Consider the following 18,435-nt stretch of genomic DNA (forward strand, 5'->3'; position numbering starts at 1 on the left):
ATCGACTCATGGTCATGAGGTGTGTTCCAACCAATCCACTACCCGGCAGGCGTTTGCCGAATCGGGATTCGTTCATTGATCCGAATAACATGACACCATCCAGGCCTTGAAATTTCTACCGATGACCTGACTTATTGGGCTTGGTCAGTCTTACTGCCATTGTTCAATCACAGCGAACAGTCAGTCAAATAGCACTCTGGCGAATTTTGCCTATCTAGACGGGACGGCGTTCGGGAGTGAACGCTCCAGACAACGCTATTGAGGTTCGATAATGATCCGTTTTGCTGCTACTGCCCTTGCCCTGTCTCTTCTGGCCGGCACCGCCACCGCAGAGCCAGTCGCCTACGACTTCGACAAGTCGCACGCAAACCTTGCCATCTCCTACAACCATCTCGGCTATTCCACCACCGAAGGCCGTTTCGGCGACTGGGATGGCACTTTGCTGATCGACGAGGAAACGCCGTCCAACTCTTCAGTTGAGTTCACCATCGACGTCTCCAGCCTCGACACGTTCTTTCCCGACCGCGACGCACATTTGCTCAGCGCCGATTTCTTCGATGCGGAGAAATATCCGCAGGCAACCTTCAAGAGCACCAAGGTCGAAAAAACCGGAGACAACCAGTTGGAAGTCACCGGCGACCTGACCATCAAGGACATCACCAAGCCGGCAACGCTGATCGTTGACGTCACCTCTTTCGGTGAGCACCCGATGGCGAAAAAGGCTGCCGCCGGTTTCGCTGTCTCGACCGTTCTGAAGCGATCCGATTTCGGCATGGACATGTATGTGCCCTATGTCGGCGACGAAGTGACCGTGACGTTCCATGCGGAATCACTCAAGAGTGACACAACCAACTGATAGGCAGGCAATCGTCTGATCTGCTACAGGCAGGGACCGGCACTCCGGTCCCTGCATTCCATGGAGCGTGTCATGCTGCGCAATTCGAAATCGGGCTACGGATGGATCGCCATCGGTTTTCACTGGACGATGGCCCTGCTGATTATCGGCATGCTCGCGCTCGGACTGTACATGCGTCAGTTACCGCAGACCGAGCCGTTCACATTCCAGCTGTTTCAACTGCATAAGTCCATCGGCTTCGTTGTGCTGGCCCTTGCCGTGCTCCGTCTTTTCTGGCGGCTGGTCAATCCTTCACCGCGGCTGCCCGACGGCATGCCCCCTCTTGAAAAGATCGCGGCGCATCTCGGTCATGCAGGGCTTTATGCGCTTATATTCGCCATTCCCGTGACCGGCTGGTTCATGGTTTCTGCATCCCCATGGGGCATTCCGACCATCCTGTTCAACGTTCTGCCCGTCCCGCATCTGCACGTACCGGCATCCCTGGGCAGCCAGGAACAGGCCGAGAGCTTTTTCAAGCTGCTGCATGAGTACGGTGCCTACCTGCTGATCGCGCTGATCACGGTGCATGTCGCCGCGGCTCTCAAGCATCATTTCATATCCCGGGACGACACACTGACCCGGATGATTTCCTCCGCGCCCGCCAAAACCGATAGTTGATTTCCAGCTTTAGGAAAATCTTGCATGTCACTGAGAAAAAACGCTTACACTCTTTCGATCATCGCCGCTTCGGCATTTTCGACCCCCGCCCTGTCGGAAACATGGAACGTGGATCCGGAGAGAAGCAGGCTCGGCTTTGAGGTCAAGCAAGGCACAGATACCCTGAAGGGCTTTTTCGCCACCTGGGAAGCCGACATCGAGTTCGATCCGGACGCGCCGGAGCAGGCCAGGATCTCCGCCGAGATCAAACCGATGAGCGCCTCCACCGGCAACCCGCAGTTTGACGGCACCTTGCCGGGCAAGGAATGGTTCGACATCAACGACTTTCCGACCGCTGAATTCACGTCGCAAAATGTCAGCCATCTCGAAGGCAACAGCTATCGCGCCGACGGCCTGCTGACAATCAAGGGGGCCGCACAGCCGGTGGACCTGGAATTCACCCTGGATATCAACGGCGACACGGCCATCGCAAAAGGGACCGCGACCGTCAACCGCCTCGACTACAAGCTTGGAGCCGGTGTCGGCACAGACGCGGTCGGCGATATCGTCACGGTGACACTCGATCTCACCGCAGTCCGGTAAGACCGGCCATCCAGACCAGGCCCACGAAGCGCCTCTCCTGCGGGAGCAGGCAGGATAATCCGACGAACTGAGAAGGCCCTGGCACTTGGCGTGCAGGGCCTTTTTGCCGTATGAGAACGGCACACTATGTTCCAGCGCCTCCGGCTGCCCCAGCGGACCGGAAACAGCCAGATCAGGAAAACCGTCCGATGAACGCTCCTATCACGCCTCCCGCCTATCATCACAGCTCGCTTTTCCCGCAGGGCGAGGATAAGACGCCCTACCGGAAACTGACCTCGAATTTCGTCAGGACAGCGGAATTCAACGGCGAAGAGGTTCTGATGGTGGAGCCCGAAGGCCTGCGCCTGCTGGCGGAGGAAGCCTTCAAGGACATCAACCACTACCTGCGGCCGGGCCACCTGGAACAGCTGCGGAAAATCCTCGATGATCCGGAAGCAACGGAGAACGACAAGTTCGTCGCCTTCGACCTGCTGAAGAACGCCAATATCGCATCACATGGCGTTCTGCCGATGTGCCAGGACACCGGCACCGCCATCATCATGGGCAAGAAGGGGCGCCGGGTCTGGACCGACGGTACGGACGAAGCCGCGCTCGGCGAAGGCTCCAGAGACGCCTATTTCAAGAAAAACCTGCGCTATTCCCAGCTCGCGCCGATTTCCATGTTCGAGGAAAAGAACACCAGCAGCAACATGCCCGCGCAGATAGAGCTCTATGCGGACGGCGATGACGCCTACAAGTTCCTGTTCATGGCGAAAGGCGGCGGCTCCGCCAACAAGACCTTCCTGTTCCAGGGCACACCGTCGCTGCTCACCCATGACCGTATGATCGAGTTCCTAAAAGAGAAGATCCTGACGCTCGGCACAGCCGCCTGCCCGCCCTATCACCTGGCGATCGTCATCGGCGGAACGTCCGCTGAGATGAACCTCAAGACGGCCAAGCTTGCATCGGCGCGGTATCTGGACGCTCTGCCCGAGCAGGGGTCCGAACTCGGCCATGCCTTCCGTGACCATGAAATGGAAGAAGAGATCCTCAAGCTCACACAGGCTACGGGCGTCGGCGCGCAGTTCGGCGGCAAATATTTCTGTCACGACGTGCGTGTGATCCGTCTGCCGCGCCACGGCGCTTCGCTGCCGATCGGACTGGCGGTCTCCTGCTCGGCGGACCGCCAGGCTGTCGGCAAGATCACACGGGACGGAATTTATCTCGAGCAGCTTGAGATGCATCCGGAAAAATATCTCCCGGAGGTCACCGACGATCACCTGTCGGACAACGTGGTCAAGATCGATCTCACCAGGCCCATGTCGGAAATCCTCGGTGAGCTGTCCAGACATCCCATAAAGACCCGACTGTCGCTGAGCGGACCTCTGATCGTGGCCCGCGATCTGGCGCATTCCAAACTGCGCGATCGTCTGGAAGCGGGCGAACCGCTGCCCGACTATTTCAAGAACCACCCGATCTACTATGCCGGTCCCGCCAAGACCCCGGAAGGTATGCCCTCAGGCTCCTTCGGGCCGACCACCGCCGGGCGGATGGACGCCTACGTCGACCAGTTCCAGGCTGCCGGGGGCTCCATGGTGATGCTGGCCAAGGGCAATCGCTCCGCCCAGGTCCGCCGCGCCTGCCAGGCTCATGGCGGTTTTTATCTCGGCTCCATCGGCGGGCCCGCGGCACGCCTTGCCCAGGACTGCATCAAGAAGGTGGAAGTGGTCGAGTTCGAGGAACTCGGCATGGAAGCCATCTGGAAGATTGAGGTCGAGGATTTTCCCGCCTTCATCGTGATCGACGACAAGGGCAACGACTTCTTCAAGGAACTGAACCTGGGGTGACAAAAGGGAATGCACCCGGTGCAGGACGTTGCGCGGACCTATCTGCAACACCTGTCCGGGTCAGGCCTGTCGAAAGAGTATCTGTATTTGGTTTCCCCTACGGATGATTCTCAAACGCCACCCCTGCAGACAATGAAATTGCAAAACACGACAACTGTAACGGGATCCACCGCTCCAAACGCGCCCCCAACGCGAAAATCGTTGCAATTACGGCACATTCGCGCCTGCTTTCCGGCGCTCACATCAACGTGAGATGTCTTTTTGGACCTTTTTGGGCCATGATTATTAACCGAGCGGCAAGGTAAATTTTTTAATGTCACTTTCTGTAGACAGCATCATTCAGGCGTGGGCCGGTGCTCATGGGGGATTAATATGAATAGACTTTTATTTGTAATGGTCGCGGTGATTGCGGGCGCATTTGCGCTGACCGCACATGCAGCACCGCGTTACGGCTTTTTCGATCACAGCACGAACACCTGGGTTACCCCGAAATACCATCCGGGCGGCCCTTCTCCGGTCAAGCGCAAGCGTGTCAAGTATGACGGCCCCTACAAGCCGGGCACCATCGTTATCGACACGTCCGAGCGGCGGCTCTATCACGTGCTGCCGGGCGGCAAGGCGATGAAATACGGCGTCGGAGTCGGCAAGGAAGGTTTCCAGTGGGCCGGTACGCACAACATTACCCGCAAGGCGGAATGGCCGGGCTGGACACCGCCGCCGCAGATGCGTGTGCGTGAACGCCGCAAGGGCCGCATCCTGCCGGCACATATGCCGGGCGGTCCGAACAACCCGATGGGTGCCCGTGCGCTCTATATCGGTTCGACCCTCTACCGCATTCATGGAACGACAGAGCCCTGGACGATCGGCTCGGCTGTATCTTCCGGCTGCATCCGTCTTGCCAACGAAGACGTGATCCACCTTTACAACAACGTCAAGGTCGGTTCGCGGGTCATCGTCAAGCGCTGAGCAGCTTTCAAACCGACGTATCAGAAAAGCCGGGCTGCGAAGCCCGGCTTTTTTATTGCAGAAACCATCCTGTCGGGAATTCAGTCTCCCCGGCTCAGGCCTTTTTCCTCAAGTTCCTGCAGGTAGCCACCCCAGTGTTTCTCGCGCTCCTGCCCCAGTTCGAGCAGATAGGTCCAGGTGAATATTCCGGAGTGGTGCATGTCATCGAAATGGATCCGGACGGCGTAGTTTCCCACCGGCTCGATCTTCATGATACCGACCTGACGCTTGCCCGGAACCGTCCGCTTCTGCGAAGGACCGTGCCCCTGGACTTCCGCCGATGGTGAACAGACACGCAGATATTCCGCCGCCAGTTCATGCCGCTCACCTGTGTCGAACGCCACAGCGAGCGTCTTTCTGTCGGCCGAAACACGCAGTTCCGTCGGCCAGGGGGCGGTTTTGTCGGTCATGATCGGGTCCTTGTGATCTCGCGGAGCGCCTTAAAGCGTGGCGCGTTAAATTGAATCCAGAGAACCGCCCGAACGCATTTGCGATGCAAACGCTGCCTCGCGCGTCTTCCTAAATCCATGGAACCGCTAAACGCATCACGCTACAGACTGCCTCACCATGCTCTGCCTCTTCCGTCAAGACGCGATTTGTCCCGCCTGCTTCACGGCCTCATAGCCTTTGAGCGCCGCCTGACGAGCGCTCGCATGATCGACAAGCGGATGCGGATAGGTTTCACCTAGCGTCACCCCTGCCCGCTCAAGAGCTTCCGGTGGAGCATCAAACGGCGCGAAGAGGTGAGCGTTGCCAAGCTTTTCAAGCTCGGGAACCCAGCGGCGTATATAGACCCCGTCCGGATCGAATTTCTGCCCCTGCGTGATCGGGTTGAAGATCCGGAAATAAGGCGCGGCGTCCGCTCCTGAACCGGCCACCCACTGCCAGCTTGCGGAATTGTTGGCAAGGTCGGCATCCACCAGCGTATCACGGAACCAGGTCTCACCATGGCGCCAGTCAAGGCGCAGATGCTTGATGAGAAAGCTCGCGGCGACCATGCGAACCCTGTTGTGCATGTAGCCGGTCTGCCAAAGTTCGCGCATGCCTGCGTCAACGATGGGGTAACCGGTCCGCCCCTCTTGCCAGCGCGCCAGTTCGTCTCCTGCCTCGCGCCAGGGGTAGGCGTCGAAGACAGGCCGCCAGTTTTCGCTCGGCAGATGCGGGAAATGATAAAGCAGATGATAGGAAAATTCGCGCCAGGCAAGTTCGGAGAGAAACTTCATCCCGTCTCCCGCCGGCGCGCCCTCTTCGTTCATGCGCCGCCGGGTTTCGAACCAGACGGTGCGCGGAGATATGTCTCCGAAATGCAGATGAGGGGAAAGCCGCGATGTATTCGGCCTGTCGGGGCGGTTGCGCAGCTCGCCATATCCGTCGAGACCGTCATTCAGGAAGGATTTCAGCCGCTCTTCAGCACCTTTCTCCCCCGGTTGCCACAAGTCGTCCCAACCGGCTGCCCAGTTCGGCGTCTGTGGCAGGAGCTTGAGGCTTTCAAGCGCCTCGCCTTCATCCAACGCAAGGAATTCAACCTTCTCGGGAGCCGGCAGAGGCGGATCTATCTCGTGTTGCCGCGCCGTCTTCCAGAATGGGGAGTACACCTTGAAAGGCCCGCCCGCTTTGGTTTCAAGCTCCCAGGGTTCATAGAGCAGTGCCGCCTTGAAGCTTTTCACATCATAGCCGTCGTCTTTCAGGGCGCTCTTGATATCCCGGTCGCGGCCAATCGCGTGCGGTTCGTAGCAGCGGTTCCAGTGAACCGCGCCGACACCGGCCTGTCCGGCGAGTTGCGGAATGAGGTGTCGGGCATCGCCGCGCAGAAATACCAGCCCGGGCAATTTTCGCTTCAGCGCGGCGAGACTGTGATGCAGCCACCAGCGGCTTGCGCCGCCGAGAGGGTGATCCTCTCCGGTCTGATCCGGATCTTCAAGTATGAAAACGGGAAGAACCAGCCCCTTTTTCGCCGCTTCGTAAAGCGCCGGGTTATCTATGGTGCGCAGGTCCTGCCGGAACCAGACAAGTGTGGTCATGCTACCTCTTTTTTGTTCTGTGAAAGGCATACGCCGCAGGCAGCGCGCGGATCAATTCGAGTTGACAAACATCCTTTGAAGCACGCGCTTTCCACGCACACGGAACTGACAGCAGTAACCCCACAGGTTCATATGCGACATAAACTGGAGAGCCTTGGTCCGGATTAATTTGATATTTCCGGCCGCGCCATCATATGATCGATGAAACGGAGCGTTTGAGGGAGAGTAAAACGTGAAGGACGGAGAAATTGCGAGGCCGGTGGAAACCAGTGGACACGGCGCCTTCCGCCCGATGATCGATCCGTTCGGACGGGCTGTAACCTATTTGCGCGTCTCCGTGACCGATCGCTGCGATTTCCGTTGCGTCTACTGCATGGCGGAAGACATGACGTTTCTGCCCAAGCGCGAGGTCCTGAGCCTTGAAGAGCTGGACCGGCTGTGCACCGCCTTCATTGAAAAAGGCGTGCGCAAACTTCGCCTCACCGGCGGAGAGCCGCTGGTGCGAAAAGGCATCATGAACCTGATCCGCGGGCTCGGACGCCATCTGGACAGCGGCGCTCTCGAAGAATTGACCCTCACCACCAACGGCTCGCAGCTTTCCCGCTTTGCCGGTGAGCTTTATAACTGCGGCGTTCGCAGGATCAACGTTTCCGTCGATACGCTCGATCCGCAGAAGTTCAAGGCCGTCACCCGCTGGGGTGACCTCGGCAAGGTCATGGACGGTATCCGGGCGGCGACAGAGGCCGGACTGAAGATCAAGATCAACATGGTCGCGCTCAAGGATGTGAACGAGCATGAAATTGTAGCGATGCTGAAGTGGTGCCACGATCATGGCCACGATCTCACCCTTATCGAGACAATGCCGCTGGGCGAAATCGACGGCGACCGGACCGATCAGTATCTACCGCTGTCAACCGTCCGCGAGCGGCTGGCAGAAATGTTCACACTGACGGACATTCCCTACAAGACCGGCGGCCCCGCCCGGTATGTCACGGTCGAGGAGACCGGTGGACGGCTCGGGTTCATCACGCCGATGACCCATAATTTCTGCGAAAGCTGCAATCGGGTGCGCGTCACCTGCACGGGCCAGCTCTATATGTGCCTCGGACAGGACGATATGGCCGATCTACGCGACCCGCTTCGGGCGTCGGAAGGAAACGATCTGCTGAACGCGGCGATTGACGAAGCCATCGGGCGCAAACCCAAGGGTCATGATTTCATTATCGACCGCACCGGTCGGCAACCCGCGGTATCACGCCACATGAGCGTTACCGGAGGCTGAAAAACCGAATGGCCTGCGCGCTGATAATCCCTTAAATCTCGGTAGCTGTCATTCCGCTGGCACAAAGCCCTGGCGGGCGGAAATGGCACGAATGGACAAGGCTGCAGCCAGACTGAGGCTGCACCCCAGCCCCATGATCAGGATCATGCCCCAGGCGGTCCCTGCCATGAAGCTGTGCGCATACAGCCACGCAACGAGCGACCCGGCGATGGCGCCTGTTCCAACCTGGAGCGACGCCGTCAATCCGGCTGCGGACCCGGTGAGTTCCGGACGGACGCTGATGGCGCCCGCCAGCGCACTGGGCAAGCAGACCCCATTGCCGAGCCCAAGCAGGAACATAGGCAGGAAAAGCCCCGGTGGCGTGAGTGTGCCAAACGCGGTGATACCGGCAACAATCGCGACTGAAAGCGCGGCTATGATCGTGCCGGTGAGCACCATCGGAAAGATGCCGACCCGTTCGGCAAACTTGCCGGAGAGAAAATTCCCGGCCATGTAACCAATGGCCACGACCATGAAATAGATCCCCATCTCCGCAGCGCTCAGGGACAGAATTTCGGAAGCGATGTAGGGCGCTCCGCCGAGATAGGCAAAATAGGTCAGCGCATTGAAGGCCGCGGTCAGTCCATAGCTCCAGTAAAGCGGTTCCCGGAAAATGATCCCGTACGACCTGAGAATCTGCCTCGCGCCGACCGCCGTCCGCTCCTTGTGTGTCTCGGGCAGCGCGAAGATGCTCAGCCCCAGGACACCCACGCCGAAGATCAGCATCAGTACAAATCCGCCCTTCCAACCGTAAAACTGGTCAAGGACACCGCCGATAGCTGGAGCGATGGTCGGTATGATGGCCATGCCCATGGTAACAAAACCGATCATGCTGGCGGCCTGCCGGGGACCGTAGATATCCCTCACGACCGCCCGGCCCAGCACCATTCCGGCGCAACTGCCCGCTGCCTGTATGATGCGGGCTGCAATCAATGCCTCGATTGAAGGGGCAAGCAGACACATGACGCTGCCAATCACGAACAAGACCATCCCGATGATGATGATCGGCCGGCGGCCGTATTGGTCGGACAAAGGTCCCCAGAAAAGCTGCGAGACTGCAACGGCTATGAAGAATGCCGACATCGAAAGCTGTATTTCTCCGGCCGTCGCGGAGAACACGATCATCATCCCCGCAAGCGATGGCAGATATATCAACATGGCCAAAGGAGTGACGGCGGTGATTGCAATCAAAGTTGCCAAAGAGGGCTTTGCTTCAGCCCCACCAGTCGGGGACGCTCGGGTACTCATGCCCGGAAGGAACCTTTTATTATTTTTAGGCACCGGAGTGCAGCCAGTGTGCGCGGAAATATAAGTACCGTGCGTGATCTGGCCGTGAAAAACCGTAATTATCTCAATGGCTCATGGGATTTCACGGAAAAAGAAACAATTCAACTTTTCCCGGATCGAGAAACCACGAAGGGATACTCCCAACATGTCACGTAACGGAATCAGTATGATGACACCGCGTTGTTCTGACACGTGATGTGTCGGGATATTCGAGACGGGCGTTTGCGCATCGCCCCTGACCGGGGTCTGAATCCAGGTTGATGCGGCAGGTAAAAACCGGCGTTGCCCTGTTGCCACCTGCCGTCAGCCCGGATGAAACCTGTTTTAATCGAATACAATCTGCGGGGCAGCCCGGTCCGGCGTGGCCGCGGCCTGCTCAATCGCCTCGAATACCTTTGCGCCGATCTCCCTGTAGACCGAAGCGACTTCGCTTTGCGAATCGGAAACGACGACCGGTGTGCCGGCGTCGGATGTCTCGCGGATTTTCATGGTCAGCGGGATTTCACCAAGGAAAGGCACTCCGAGCCTTTCCGCTTCCGCGCGTGCGCCGCCGTGGCCGAAGATGTCATGCCGTCCGCCGCAATCCGGGCAGAGAAAATAACTCATGTTCTCGATGATCCCGAGAACAGGCACATCGACACGCTTGAACATGTTCAGGCCCTTGCGGGCGTCTATCAGCGCAAGATCCTGGGGCGTCGAAACGATCACCGCACCGGCAAGCGGAACCTGCTGGGCCATTGTCAGCTGGGCATCCCCGGTGCCGGGAGGCATATCCACCACGAGAACGTCCAGTTCGCCCCAGGCGACCTCCCGCAACATCTGCGTCAGGGCGGAGATGACCATCGGGCCGCGCCAGATCATCGGCGTTTCCTCTTCCACGAGGAAGCCCATGGACATGACCTTGATGCCGTAATTTTCCAGCGGCTTCATCAGCCTGCCGGAGACCTGTTCCGGACGGCCAGACACCTTGAAAAGACGCGGCACGGACGGACCATAGATGTCGGCGTCCAGAACACCGACCTTCTGGCCGTTTGCCGCCATTGCCAGCGCCAGGTTCGCGGTGGTCGTCGATTTGCCCACACCGCCCTTTCCCGAAGCGACAGCAATGATGTGCCGGATTCCCGGCACGCCGGGTTTGGCCGTTGCTTTTTCCTCCGAAGCCGGTTGCGGCCGGGCGGCACGCGGGGCCGGAGCCTTCGCTGAAGCTGAGGGCTTTCCGGACCCTTTTCCGGGGGCACTTCCGGGAGCCCGTTCCGCCGTCAGCGCAACCATCGCGTTTTCCACACCATCGACTTCCCGGACGACTTTTTCCGCAGCCTGCCGCAAAGGTTCCAGTTCGTGCGCCCGTTCCGCCGGAACGGTTATCGAGAACGCCACGCGGCCGTCTGAAACAAAGACATCAGACACCAGGCCCAGAGAAACGATATCCCCTTCCAGGTCGGGTCCCTTTATCTGTGCGAGGCGTTCAAGGACTGCGGTTTTTATGCTGTCGCTCATATTTCATCCCGTTGAATTCACCGGCTTGCGCGGTCAAGCCCCCTGATCCGGCTACCCGGCATATACCGACATCGCCCGTCATACGATCTGCCAAAAGGCAGCAGGCAAACGCATTCCTGCCCGCCCTGTTGAACCTTCCCGGTATTTCCGACACACAATTCGGGAAGGCAAGTCTTTCTCGCCGCGTCGGTGAGAGGCTTGTATTGGCGCCGCCCGGTTCGGCCAGGTTGCCATTTCAATCACATTGTCACGCATTGATACAGAGACAATGTTTGTCTTGCGCGCTGGTTTTCGCCGGTTATCTTCAAAGGCCAAGCTCACCTACCGGCAGCGCCGGGATATTTCCCTGACAAGGACTTCGGCATGCCCACTTGCCTTATCACCGCGACGAACCGCGGGATCGGATTTGAACTGGCGCGCGCGGCGCTCGACAGCGGCTGGACGGTCATCGGGTCCGTACGCTCCCCGGAAGCGGCGCGGGAAACAGCCGGCAAACTCGGTACAGGCTACACTCCGCTGATCTTCGATGTCAGGGACCACAAGGCTGTTGCGGAAGCCGCGGCCACTCTGAGCGGAAGCCTGGAGCTCCTGATCAATAATGCCGGAGTGATCGGACCCGAGCGCCAGACCCCGACCGACATGGATTTCGACGGATTTGCCGAAACTCTTGCCGTCAACACGCTTGCGCCGCTTGCTGTGTCACAAGCTTTTCTGCCCCATTTGAAACTATCCGATGCAGGCAAAATCCTGACAATATCGAGCCAGATGGCCTGGATGGGGTACCGCAAGCCCGATACTCTTGCCTATCGGGCCTCGAAAGCTGCGGTGAACAAGGTCATGCAGGGCCTTGCCACCGCGCTTGAACCGGAAGGCATACCCGTGGCGCTGGTCGACCCTGGCTGGGTGCAGACCGACATGGGCGGACCGTCCGCAGACACGGCTCCGGCCGATGTGGCGGGCGGTGTCATGAAGATAGCCGAAGTCCTGACCCTTTCCGGCACAGGGAAATTCTTCAAGTGGACAGGCGAAGAACGGCCCTTCTAAAACACATCGGTCCAGATGATTACCTTTGGAGAAAACGCATGAGCTGGCCCCTTCCCGTCACCCTGACCGGAACCAACGCGATCCTCGCGCCGCTATCCACGGCGCATGGCCCGGATCTGGCGGAAGCCGCCGCGGAGAGGGACCTTTGGAAGACCTGGTACACCTCCATTCCCGAGCCGGGCGCGGTACCGGCGGAAATCAGCCGCCGTCTCGACCTTCAGGAAAAGGGCTCCATGCTTGCCTTCGCGGTGCTGACCCCGAACGGCAAGGCCGTCGGCATGACGACCTACATGAATATCGACCCGGTGCATAAACGCGTGGAGATCGGCTCCACATGGTACCGCAAGGCGGTTCAGCGCACGCGGGTGAACACAGAATGCAAACGCATGCTGCTGGCCCATGCCTTTGAAGACCTCGATTGCATCGCCGTCGAATTCCGCACGCATTTCATGAATCGTCAGAGCCGCGCGGCAATCGAACGGCTCGGTGCGAAACTCGACGGCGTGCTGCGTTCGCACCAGCGCACCGCAGACGGCGCGCTCAGGGACACCGCCGTTTACTCGATTCTTCCGCACGAATGGCCGGCCGTGAAAGCCGGGCTGGATTTCAGGCTGGCAGAAAACCGCTGAACGGTTCCTCGAACAGGCAAAGAGTATTCGTAGTTTTGCACAGGTTTATTTTAACAATCTCAGGACGATAAAGCACAGGTTTTCCAAGATTCAATAAGCATCCGTGTTCACTGGACGGAAATGCTTCCAAATTGATTTCAATTTTAAGCAAATGTGAGGAATTGGCGCGCAGGCTTGATACATCGGCTCAAGGATGGACATGCCATGGAACTCTACCGCGCCTGCTACCGAAGCAAGATCAGATGGGACAAAATGCGTTTGCCCCTGCCTGACGAGATCGACAAGACGCTGTTGCGTATCCGCCGCATCAACCGCAAGGCCGGCGTCACCGGCGCTTTGCTGCTTGTCGACCAGCACGTCATCCAGGTTCTGGAAGGCCGGCCGGGTCAGGTGCTCGACACGGTCTATTGTGTCATGAACGATCCACGTCTTCACGAGATCGAAGGCATCGTTCACGAACCGGCCGATTTCAGGCTTTTTCCGAACTCCCTGATGTTCTTCCGCGACCTGACCGACGGTATCGCCGCCTCGCAGCATGCGGTGCTTCGTCCGCTTCTGGATCATCCCGGCGATGTGACCCGCGATGAAGCCTATCTGGCGTTCGGCCATTTCGCCACGGAACTGATGGAAGGCCGCATGACCAACGACATGCTGATGATCTGACCGGCATCGAATGCAAACCGGGTCGAGAATGACCAGGTTACAAGAAAATTGCCGGAAAAGGTCCGGTCAAGCCGATTTCCGGATTTGATTACCTGTTCCGATTGCCGACAACGCGGATATTGTGTGCCCGTTTTCAAAGGAAGCACACATGTCATTTCGGCCCCCCGCCATCCAGTCGCTGTCTGCCGGTCTGCTTGCCGCCATCGTCGGTTTCGCGAGTTCATTCGCCATCGTGATCCAGGGGCTGGCCGCATCCGGCGCCAATGCGGCGGAAGCGACCAGCGGGTTGATGGCGCTGTCCATATCGATGGGACTTTGCGCCATCGTTGCTTCCCTGCACACGCGCATTCCCGTAAGCATTGCCTGGTCCACACCGGGAGTGGCACTTCTGGCGTCCGCGGGCGCACCTGAAGGCGGTTTCGCTGCCGCCGTTGGCGCCTTTATCGTTTGTGCCGTGCTGATTGTGCTTGCCGGGCTGATCCGCCCGTTCGGCAGAGCGGTGGCCGCCATTCCGTCGCCACTTGCCAATGCCATGTTGGCCGGCGTGCTGTTCGGACTGTGTCTCGCCCCCGTGCGGGCCGTCGCGGAACTTCCCGTGAGCGGCCTGGCGATCATCGCGACCTGGGCGATCGCCTTCCGCTTCGCCCGGCTTTACGCCGTGCCGCTGGCAATGATCATGACCTTCGCGATAGCCCTTTATATCAGCGGCCCCATCGATCTTTCATCGGCTGAACTGATCAGTTCACCGATCCTGATCACGCCGGTGTTTTCAATCGAAGCGATGGTCAGCATCGCCCTTCCGCTCTTCATCGTGACCATGGCGTCGCAGAACATACCCGGGATAGCGGTTCTGAGGGCCTATGGCTATCAACCGAACAGTGGCGCGCTTTTCACCCTGTCCGGTGTCTTCAGCCTCCTGTCCGCGCCTTTTGGCGGGCATGCGGTCAATCTGGCCGCGATAACGGCGGCCATGTGCGCCGGAGACGACGCGCACAAGGACCCTGGCCAGCGCTACTGGGCGGCCGCGTCAGCGGGAGCCGTCTATATCCTGTTCGGCCTGTTCGCGGGGCTGGTGATGACCTTTGTCGCCGCGACACCTTCAATCCTCATCGAGGCGGTCGCGGGCCTCGCCCTTTTGAGTGCCTTCGCGTTTTCCATCGGAGAGGCCACAAAAGCGGCGGGCACAAGGGACAGCGCGATCATAACCTTCGCCGTCACGGCCTCCGGTGTCAGTTTCTTCGGTGTCTCCGGGGCGTTCTGGGGCCTTCTTGCCGGAGGCGCCTTCATGGCGCTGACAAAAGCCCGTTCGGACAGCTGACACCCTGGTTTTCGGGCTATGAACTCCACAGGAACGAATTGCCATCAAACGGTTCAGTTCGATTGCAAATCACTCTAGGCTGACATCTGCAGACTGGGAACGTGTCTGAACTGCAAGGTGCGCAAGGAGACTATCGGCGGCATGAAGACGGAGCGCGGAGTGTTGAGTGCGGACCGGGTCCTCGGTTGCATTCTTGCCGGCGGACAGTCCCGCCGCATGGGCGGGGGCGAAAAGAGCCTGATGGACCTTGGCGGCAAGACAATGCTGGACATGGTTGTCGAGCGGTTCAAACAGCAGGTCCCGGAGGTCATCCTGAATGCCAATGGCGACCCGGACCGCTTCTCGCCTTTCAATCTGCCGGTCGTTGCCGATCCTGTCGGCGAATTTGCCGGACCTCTCGCCGGAATACTGGCCGGGCTGACCTATGCCAGGGACAAGCGACCGGATGTCACTCACGTTGCATCGGTTGCCGGAGATACGCCGTTTTTCCCGTTCACGCTGGTGAAGCAACTGTGTTCGGTCACCCCTTTGCGGGAACCGGTTATCGCCCTCGCCTCTTCTTCCGACCGGCTTCATCCCGTATTCGGCCTGTGGCCGGTTGCTCTCTACGAGGATCTGCACGACTGGCTGACAAGCGGCCAGAGCGGCAAGGTGCTCGCCTTTGTCGACCGTCATGACAGTGTTGAGGTTTCTTTCAGCACAGACCCGGTGACCGGCATGGATCCCTTTTTCAATGCAAACAGACCTGAGGACCTTGCGAAGGTCCAGGAAGCAATGAGCCACAGTTGACGATGAACGACACACCCGTTTTCGGTATTACAGGCTGGAAAAACTCCGGCAAAACCGGGCTTGTGACCCGACTGGTGGCAGAATTCACCCGCCGGGGCCTCAAGGTTTCAACCGTCAAGCATGCCCACCATGATTTCGATATCGACAGGCCAAGCGCCGACAGCTACCGGCACCGGGAAGCAGGCGCGCATGAAGTTGCCCTTGTTTCAGGCCGCCGCTGGGCCCTGATGCATGAACTCAGGGAGGACGAGGAGCCGCCGCTGGAAGACATTCTAGCCCGCATCGCTCCATGCGATCTCATCCTGATCGAAGGATACAAACGCGAATCCCATGCGAAGATAGAAACCAGGCGCAGCGCATCGGGTGACCGGGAGCCGCTTTCGGTGTCCGATCCGAACATCGTCGCAATTGCAGCCGATCATGGCCTGCCTGAGGAAACCCTGCCGGTCTTCCATCTCGACGATGTGGGGCAAATTGCGGATTTCATCCAGGCGCGCCTCGATCTGGAAAGACCTGCCCCATGACCGGCACACGACTTGTCGACGACTGTTTCGCGCACAGCAAGGACATGCTTCTTCATCATGAAGCGCTGGCAATCCTCAGGGAGCGGATTTCAGCGGTTACCGTCCCGGAGAGCCTGCCGCTTGCAAAGACCCTGGAGCGCATTCTCGCCGCAGACATCACGGCACCACGCGATGTGCCGCTGGCCGACAATTCCGCCGTCGACGGATACGCCTTCCGCCACTCCGATTTCGACGAAACCGGGGGGTTTTTCCGGCTGCGGCAAAGGATCGCCGCCGGTCATGCCAGTGATGCCCTACTGGCGCCGTGGTCCGCGGCGCGGATTTTCACCGGAGCGGTCATCCCGCCGGGTGCCGATACGGTTGCCATGCAGGAGGATTGCGAGCCGCACCGGCAGGACGGGCAGGATTTCGTGATCGTGCCGCAGGGATTGAGGAAAGGCGCCAATTGCCGCAAGGCAGGTGAAGATGTCCCTTCGGGAACCACGATCCTGAAAGCCGGTCACCGGCTGCGCCCGCAGGACCTGGCAGCTGTTGCCTCGACCGGCCTGGCCGATGTCAGCGTCTTCGGCAGGCTGAGGGTGGGTCTGGTCTCCACCGGCGACGAGTTGCGCCGGCCGGGGGACCTGATCTCACTCGGAGACGTGTACGATGCAAACCATTTTCTGCTGCAGGGCCTGTGCGCCGGACTTCCTGTCGATGCAGAGGACCTGGGGATCATCAGAGACGACGCTTCTCTTGTTGAAACCGCTCTGAGCGAAGCCTCTGAACGGTTCGATGTCGTTTTGACAACCGGCGGAGCGAGCCGTGGAGAGGAAGATCATATCCACAAGGCCCTGGACCGGCTGGGAACACGGCACATGTGGCGGCTTGCGGTCAAGCCCGGCCGGCCCATGATGTTCGGTCAGATTGGCGCCTGCACTTTTCTCGGCCTTCCGGGAAATCCGGTTGCGGCCATGGTCAGCTTCCTGCTTTACGCCCGTCCCGTCATCAGTGTGATGGCGGGCGGTGCGTTTCTGGAACCGCAGCGTTTTCAGATCCCGGCGGACTTCGAAGTCGTGAACAAGAAGCCGGACAGGCGAGAGTTCTATCGCGGTTATCTGGAGTACGACGGCAACGGCCGTCCCGGCCTCCGGAAGTACGGACCAGACGGGTCGGGCCTGATCACCGGATTGCGCGAGGCGGATGGCCTGATCGAAATCCGCGAAGAGACCCGGAGCGTCAAAAAGGGCGATCCGGTGACCTTCCTGCCCTTTTCCGGGTTCGGTATTCGCTAAAGACCTGTCGCTTTGTAAGCGGCCTTCCGCATGTGCAATCAGATCTCGTCCAGATCCACCACCCAGCTTTCCTTCAGGGCGTCTTCTTCCCAGGCCTGCCAGGCCGGCGTGGATGTCATCGTGGCGCTGTAGCGATTGAAAACGGGATCATCTGAAAGACGATAGGTTGTGAAGCGGCTGACAACAGGAGCGAACATGGCATCGGCGATCGTGAAATCGCCGAACAGGAAAGGTCCACCCGACTCCTCAAGGCATTCGCCCCAGATTTGCATCACCCGGGCAACATCCGCCCTGACACCTTCGTTGACCTCGATTTCCTCCGCCGGACGCCGCATGTTCATCGGGCAGGCGCCGCGCAGGGCTCCAAACCCGGAATGCATTTCCGCCGAAACAGACTTTGCCTTGGCCCGGGACGTCAGTTTTTCCGGCCACAAACCCTTTTCCGGATAGATCTCGGAGGCATATTCCAGAATTGCCATACTGTCCCAGACAGTCAGTTCGCCGTCCTTCAACACCGGAACTTTCATGCTCGGCGAGAAAGCTGCGAATTTGGGGTTACCGTGCGCGAAATCGAAGGGCACCAGATGCTCTCTGAATGGAATCCCCTTCTGTTTCAGCGCGATCCAGGGTCGGAACGACCAGGAAGAATAGTTCTTGTTTCCGATGAACAGTTCAAATGCTGCCATTTCATGCCTCTGTAAACGGGAAATCGGCGCGCTTTATTCCCGAAGGACGGGCGCGTTCAGATAGAAATCCTATGGCGTTCTGCGCGTTGCTACAAATTCAATAACTTCATGAATATCAGGAATAATCTTGATGAATGCGCCGGCCTCGACGCCGTTTACACCGGATACTTCCGGGGGCTGAGCCCATGTAAAATACTCTGGTGTTTGAAAACTCTCCGGCATGCCGGAGTGCACGCCCGCTGCGGGGCCCCGTCATTGCCCCCTACGTCAATCCGCGCATTGCTGCGGATTTTCACAGCTTGCCGATGCCTTCCCCTTGGACACGCACGTGTAACGCGCGAAAATTACACATCTACGCTGTGTTTTTTTACTGGGCATGCTTGAAATTCAAGCCGAAGTGTATGGAATATGACAATCGGGCTACAAGGCGGGAGAAACCCGCCTGCGCCGCGAAGA

At 59.0% G+C, this 18,435-nt stretch carries 18 protein-coding genes; 13 read left to right on the top strand and 5 right to left on the bottom strand.

Annotated features, from left to right (window positions below):
• The first annotated feature begins 271 nt into the window (after positions 1-271).
• The 5 genes from OA90_RS09675 (at position 272) to OA90_RS09695 (ending at position 4,887) form a co-directional block, all read left to right on the top strand.
• Positions 272-856, top strand: a complete 585-nt coding sequence (locus OA90_RS09675) for a YceI family protein (RefSeq protein WP_068409985.1) — start codon at positions 272-274, stop codon at positions 854-856.
• Between the two features lie 72 nt (positions 857-928).
• Positions 929-1,513, top strand: coding sequence for a cytochrome b (locus OA90_RS09680; RefSeq protein WP_068410623.1), 585 nt, complete (start codon positions 929-931; stop codon positions 1,511-1,513).
• Between the two features lie 24 nt (positions 1,514-1,537).
• Entirely contained in the window at positions 1,538-2,095 is a 558-nt protein-coding gene (locus OA90_RS09685) for a YceI family protein (RefSeq protein ID WP_068409987.1), read from the top strand.
• Positions 2,096-2,283: 188 nt separating this feature from the next.
• Positions 2,284-3,921 carry a fumarate hydratase gene (locus OA90_RS09690; RefSeq protein ID WP_068409990.1) on the top strand — a complete coding sequence of 546 codons (1,638 nt, stop codon included), beginning with the start codon at positions 2,284-2,286 and terminating at the stop codon, positions 3,919-3,921.
• A 372-nt stretch (positions 3,922-4,293) separates the two neighbouring features.
• Complete coding sequence (locus OA90_RS09695; RefSeq protein ID WP_068409992.1) at positions 4,294-4,887, top strand: L,D-transpeptidase; 594 nt, start codon at positions 4,294-4,296, stop codon at positions 4,885-4,887.
• A gap of 80 nt (positions 4,888-4,967) precedes the next feature.
• On the opposite strand, the gene OA90_RS09700 is transcribed toward OA90_RS09695, so the two are convergent.
• The gene (locus OA90_RS09700) at positions 4,968-5,336 is read right to left on the bottom strand and encodes a DUF971 domain-containing protein (protein WP_068409995.1); all 369 of its coding nucleotides are present in this window, start codon (positions 5,334-5,336) and stop codon (positions 4,968-4,970) included.
• Positions 5,337-5,510: 174 nt separating this feature from the next.
• The gene (locus OA90_RS09705) at positions 5,511-6,947 is read right to left on the bottom strand and encodes a deoxyribodipyrimidine photo-lyase (protein WP_068409997.1); all 1,437 of its coding nucleotides are present in this window, start codon (positions 6,945-6,947) and stop codon (positions 5,511-5,513) included.
• 292 nt (positions 6,948-7,239) lie between these two features.
• Between OA90_RS09705 and moaA the strand changes: the two genes are divergently transcribed.
• Positions 7,240-8,229: a GTP 3',8-cyclase MoaA gene (gene moaA / locus OA90_RS09710; protein ID WP_068410627.1), complete on the top strand. Its 990-nt coding sequence runs from the start codon at positions 7,240-7,242 to the stop codon at positions 8,227-8,229.
• 48 nt (positions 8,230-8,277) lie between these two features.
• Here the strand turns inward: moaA and OA90_RS09715 are convergent, their stop codons facing one another.
• Positions 8,278-9,516 (bottom strand): multidrug effflux MFS transporter, encoded by a 1,239-nt coding sequence (locus tag OA90_RS09715; protein ID WP_068409999.1) that lies wholly within the window; start codon positions 9,514-9,516, stop codon positions 8,278-8,280.
• 363 nt (positions 9,517-9,879) lie between these two features.
• Complete coding sequence (gene apbC, locus OA90_RS09720; protein ID WP_068410003.1) at positions 9,880-11,052, bottom strand: iron-sulfur cluster carrier protein ApbC; 1,173 nt, start codon at positions 11,050-11,052, stop codon at positions 9,880-9,882.
• A 363-nt stretch (positions 11,053-11,415) separates the two neighbouring features.
• Here apbC and OA90_RS09725 point away from each other — a divergent pair, with 363 nt between their 5' ends.
• The 7 genes from OA90_RS09725 to glp all read left to right on the top strand — a co-directional run bounded on the left by OA90_RS09725 (position 11,416) and on the right by glp (position 17,293).
• Entirely contained in the window at positions 11,416-12,096 is a 681-nt protein-coding gene (locus tag OA90_RS09725; RefSeq protein WP_068410007.1) for an SDR family NAD(P)-dependent oxidoreductase, read from the top strand.
• Between the two features lie 38 nt (positions 12,097-12,134).
• Positions 12,135-12,725 (top strand): GNAT family protein, encoded by a 591-nt coding sequence (locus OA90_RS09730; protein WP_068410011.1) that lies wholly within the window; start codon positions 12,135-12,137, stop codon positions 12,723-12,725.
• Between the two features lie 204 nt (positions 12,726-12,929).
• On the top strand, positions 12,930-13,388 hold the full coding sequence (locus tag OA90_RS09735; RefSeq protein WP_068410014.1) for a BLUF domain-containing protein: 459 nt from the start codon (positions 12,930-12,932) through the stop codon (positions 13,386-13,388).
• Between the two features lie 148 nt (positions 13,389-13,536).
• Positions 13,537-14,706 carry a benzoate/H(+) symporter BenE family transporter gene (locus OA90_RS09740; protein ID WP_068410017.1) on the top strand — a complete coding sequence of 390 codons (1,170 nt, stop codon included), beginning with the start codon at positions 13,537-13,539 and terminating at the stop codon, positions 14,704-14,706.
• Positions 14,707-14,847: 141 nt separating this feature from the next.
• On the top strand, positions 14,848-15,495 hold the full coding sequence (mobA, locus tag OA90_RS09745; RefSeq protein ID WP_068410020.1) for a molybdenum cofactor guanylyltransferase MobA: 648 nt from the start codon (positions 14,848-14,850) through the stop codon (positions 15,493-15,495).
• 2 nt (positions 15,496-15,497) lie between these two features.
• A complete protein-coding gene (gene mobB / locus OA90_RS09750; RefSeq protein WP_068410024.1) occupies positions 15,498-16,019 on the top strand; it encodes a molybdopterin-guanine dinucleotide biosynthesis protein B in 522 nt (173 codons plus the stop codon).
• Positions 16,016-17,293 carry a gephyrin-like molybdotransferase Glp gene (gene glp, locus OA90_RS09755; protein WP_068410027.1) on the top strand — a complete coding sequence of 426 codons (1,278 nt, stop codon included), beginning with the start codon at positions 16,016-16,018 and terminating at the stop codon, positions 17,291-17,293. The genes mobB and glp overlap by 4 nt, the downstream gene beginning before the upstream one ends.
• 38 nt (positions 17,294-17,331) lie before the next feature.
• Here glp and OA90_RS09760 read toward each other — a convergent pair whose 3' ends face one another.
• Entirely contained in the window at positions 17,332-17,979 is a 648-nt protein-coding gene (locus tag OA90_RS09760; protein ID WP_068410030.1) for a glutathione S-transferase family protein, read from the bottom strand.
• Positions 17,980-18,435: the final 456 nt, after the last annotated feature.

Origin of the sequence: Labrenzia sp. OB1, from assembly GCF_001624695.1 — a bacterium.
Taxonomy (GTDB): domain Bacteria; phylum Pseudomonadota; class Alphaproteobacteria; order Rhizobiales; family Stappiaceae; genus Roseibium.

What these genes read in the sequence shown, in the direction of transcription:
- OA90_RS09675 (WP_068409985.1), top strand. Translation starts at nt 272, where the DNA reads ATGATCCGTTTTGCTGCTACTGCCCTTGCCCTGTCTCTTCTGGCCGGC.
- OA90_RS09680 (WP_068410623.1), top strand. Translation starts at nt 929, where the DNA reads ATGCTGCGCAATTCGAAATCGGGCTACGGATGGATCGCCATCGGTTTT.
- OA90_RS09685 (WP_068409987.1), top strand. Translation starts at nt 1,538, where the DNA reads ATGTCACTGAGAAAAAACGCTTACACTCTTTCGATCATCGCCGCTTCG.
- OA90_RS09690 (WP_068409990.1), top strand. Translation starts at nt 2,284, where the DNA reads ATGAACGCTCCTATCACGCCTCCCGCCTATCATCACAGCTCGCTTTTC.
- OA90_RS09695 (WP_068409992.1), top strand. Translation starts at nt 4,294, where the DNA reads ATGAATAGACTTTTATTTGTAATGGTCGCGGTGATTGCGGGCGCATTT.
- OA90_RS09700 (WP_068409995.1), bottom strand. Translation starts at nt 5,336, where the DNA reads ATGACCGACAAAACCGCCCCCTGGCCGACGGAACTGCGTGTTTCGGCC.
- OA90_RS09705 (WP_068409997.1), bottom strand. Translation starts at nt 6,947, where the DNA reads ATGACCACACTTGTCTGGTTCCGGCAGGACCTGCGCACCATAGATAAC.
- moaA (WP_068410627.1), top strand. Translation starts at nt 7,240, where the DNA reads ATGATCGATCCGTTCGGACGGGCTGTAACCTATTTGCGCGTCTCCGTG.
- OA90_RS09715 (WP_068409999.1), bottom strand. Translation starts at nt 9,516, where the DNA reads ATGAGTACCCGAGCGTCCCCGACTGGTGGGGCTGAAGCAAAGCCCTCT.
- apbC (WP_068410003.1), bottom strand. Translation starts at nt 11,052, where the DNA reads ATGAGCGACAGCATAAAAACCGCAGTCCTTGAACGCCTCGCACAGATA.
- OA90_RS09725 (WP_068410007.1), top strand. Translation starts at nt 11,416, where the DNA reads ATGCCCACTTGCCTTATCACCGCGACGAACCGCGGGATCGGATTTGAA.
- OA90_RS09730 (WP_068410011.1), top strand. Translation starts at nt 12,135, where the DNA reads ATGAGCTGGCCCCTTCCCGTCACCCTGACCGGAACCAACGCGATCCTC.
- OA90_RS09735 (WP_068410014.1), top strand. Translation starts at nt 12,930, where the DNA reads ATGGAACTCTACCGCGCCTGCTACCGAAGCAAGATCAGATGGGACAAA.
- OA90_RS09740 (WP_068410017.1), top strand. Translation starts at nt 13,537, where the DNA reads ATGTCATTTCGGCCCCCCGCCATCCAGTCGCTGTCTGCCGGTCTGCTT.
- mobA (WP_068410020.1), top strand. Translation starts at nt 14,848, where the DNA reads ATGAAGACGGAGCGCGGAGTGTTGAGTGCGGACCGGGTCCTCGGTTGC.
- mobB (WP_068410024.1), top strand. Translation starts at nt 15,498, where the DNA reads ATGAACGACACACCCGTTTTCGGTATTACAGGCTGGAAAAACTCCGGC.
- glp (WP_068410027.1), top strand. Translation starts at nt 16,016, where the DNA reads ATGACCGGCACACGACTTGTCGACGACTGTTTCGCGCACAGCAAGGAC.
- OA90_RS09760 (WP_068410030.1), bottom strand. Translation starts at nt 17,979, where the DNA reads ATGGCAGCATTTGAACTGTTCATCGGAAACAAGAACTATTCTTCCTGG.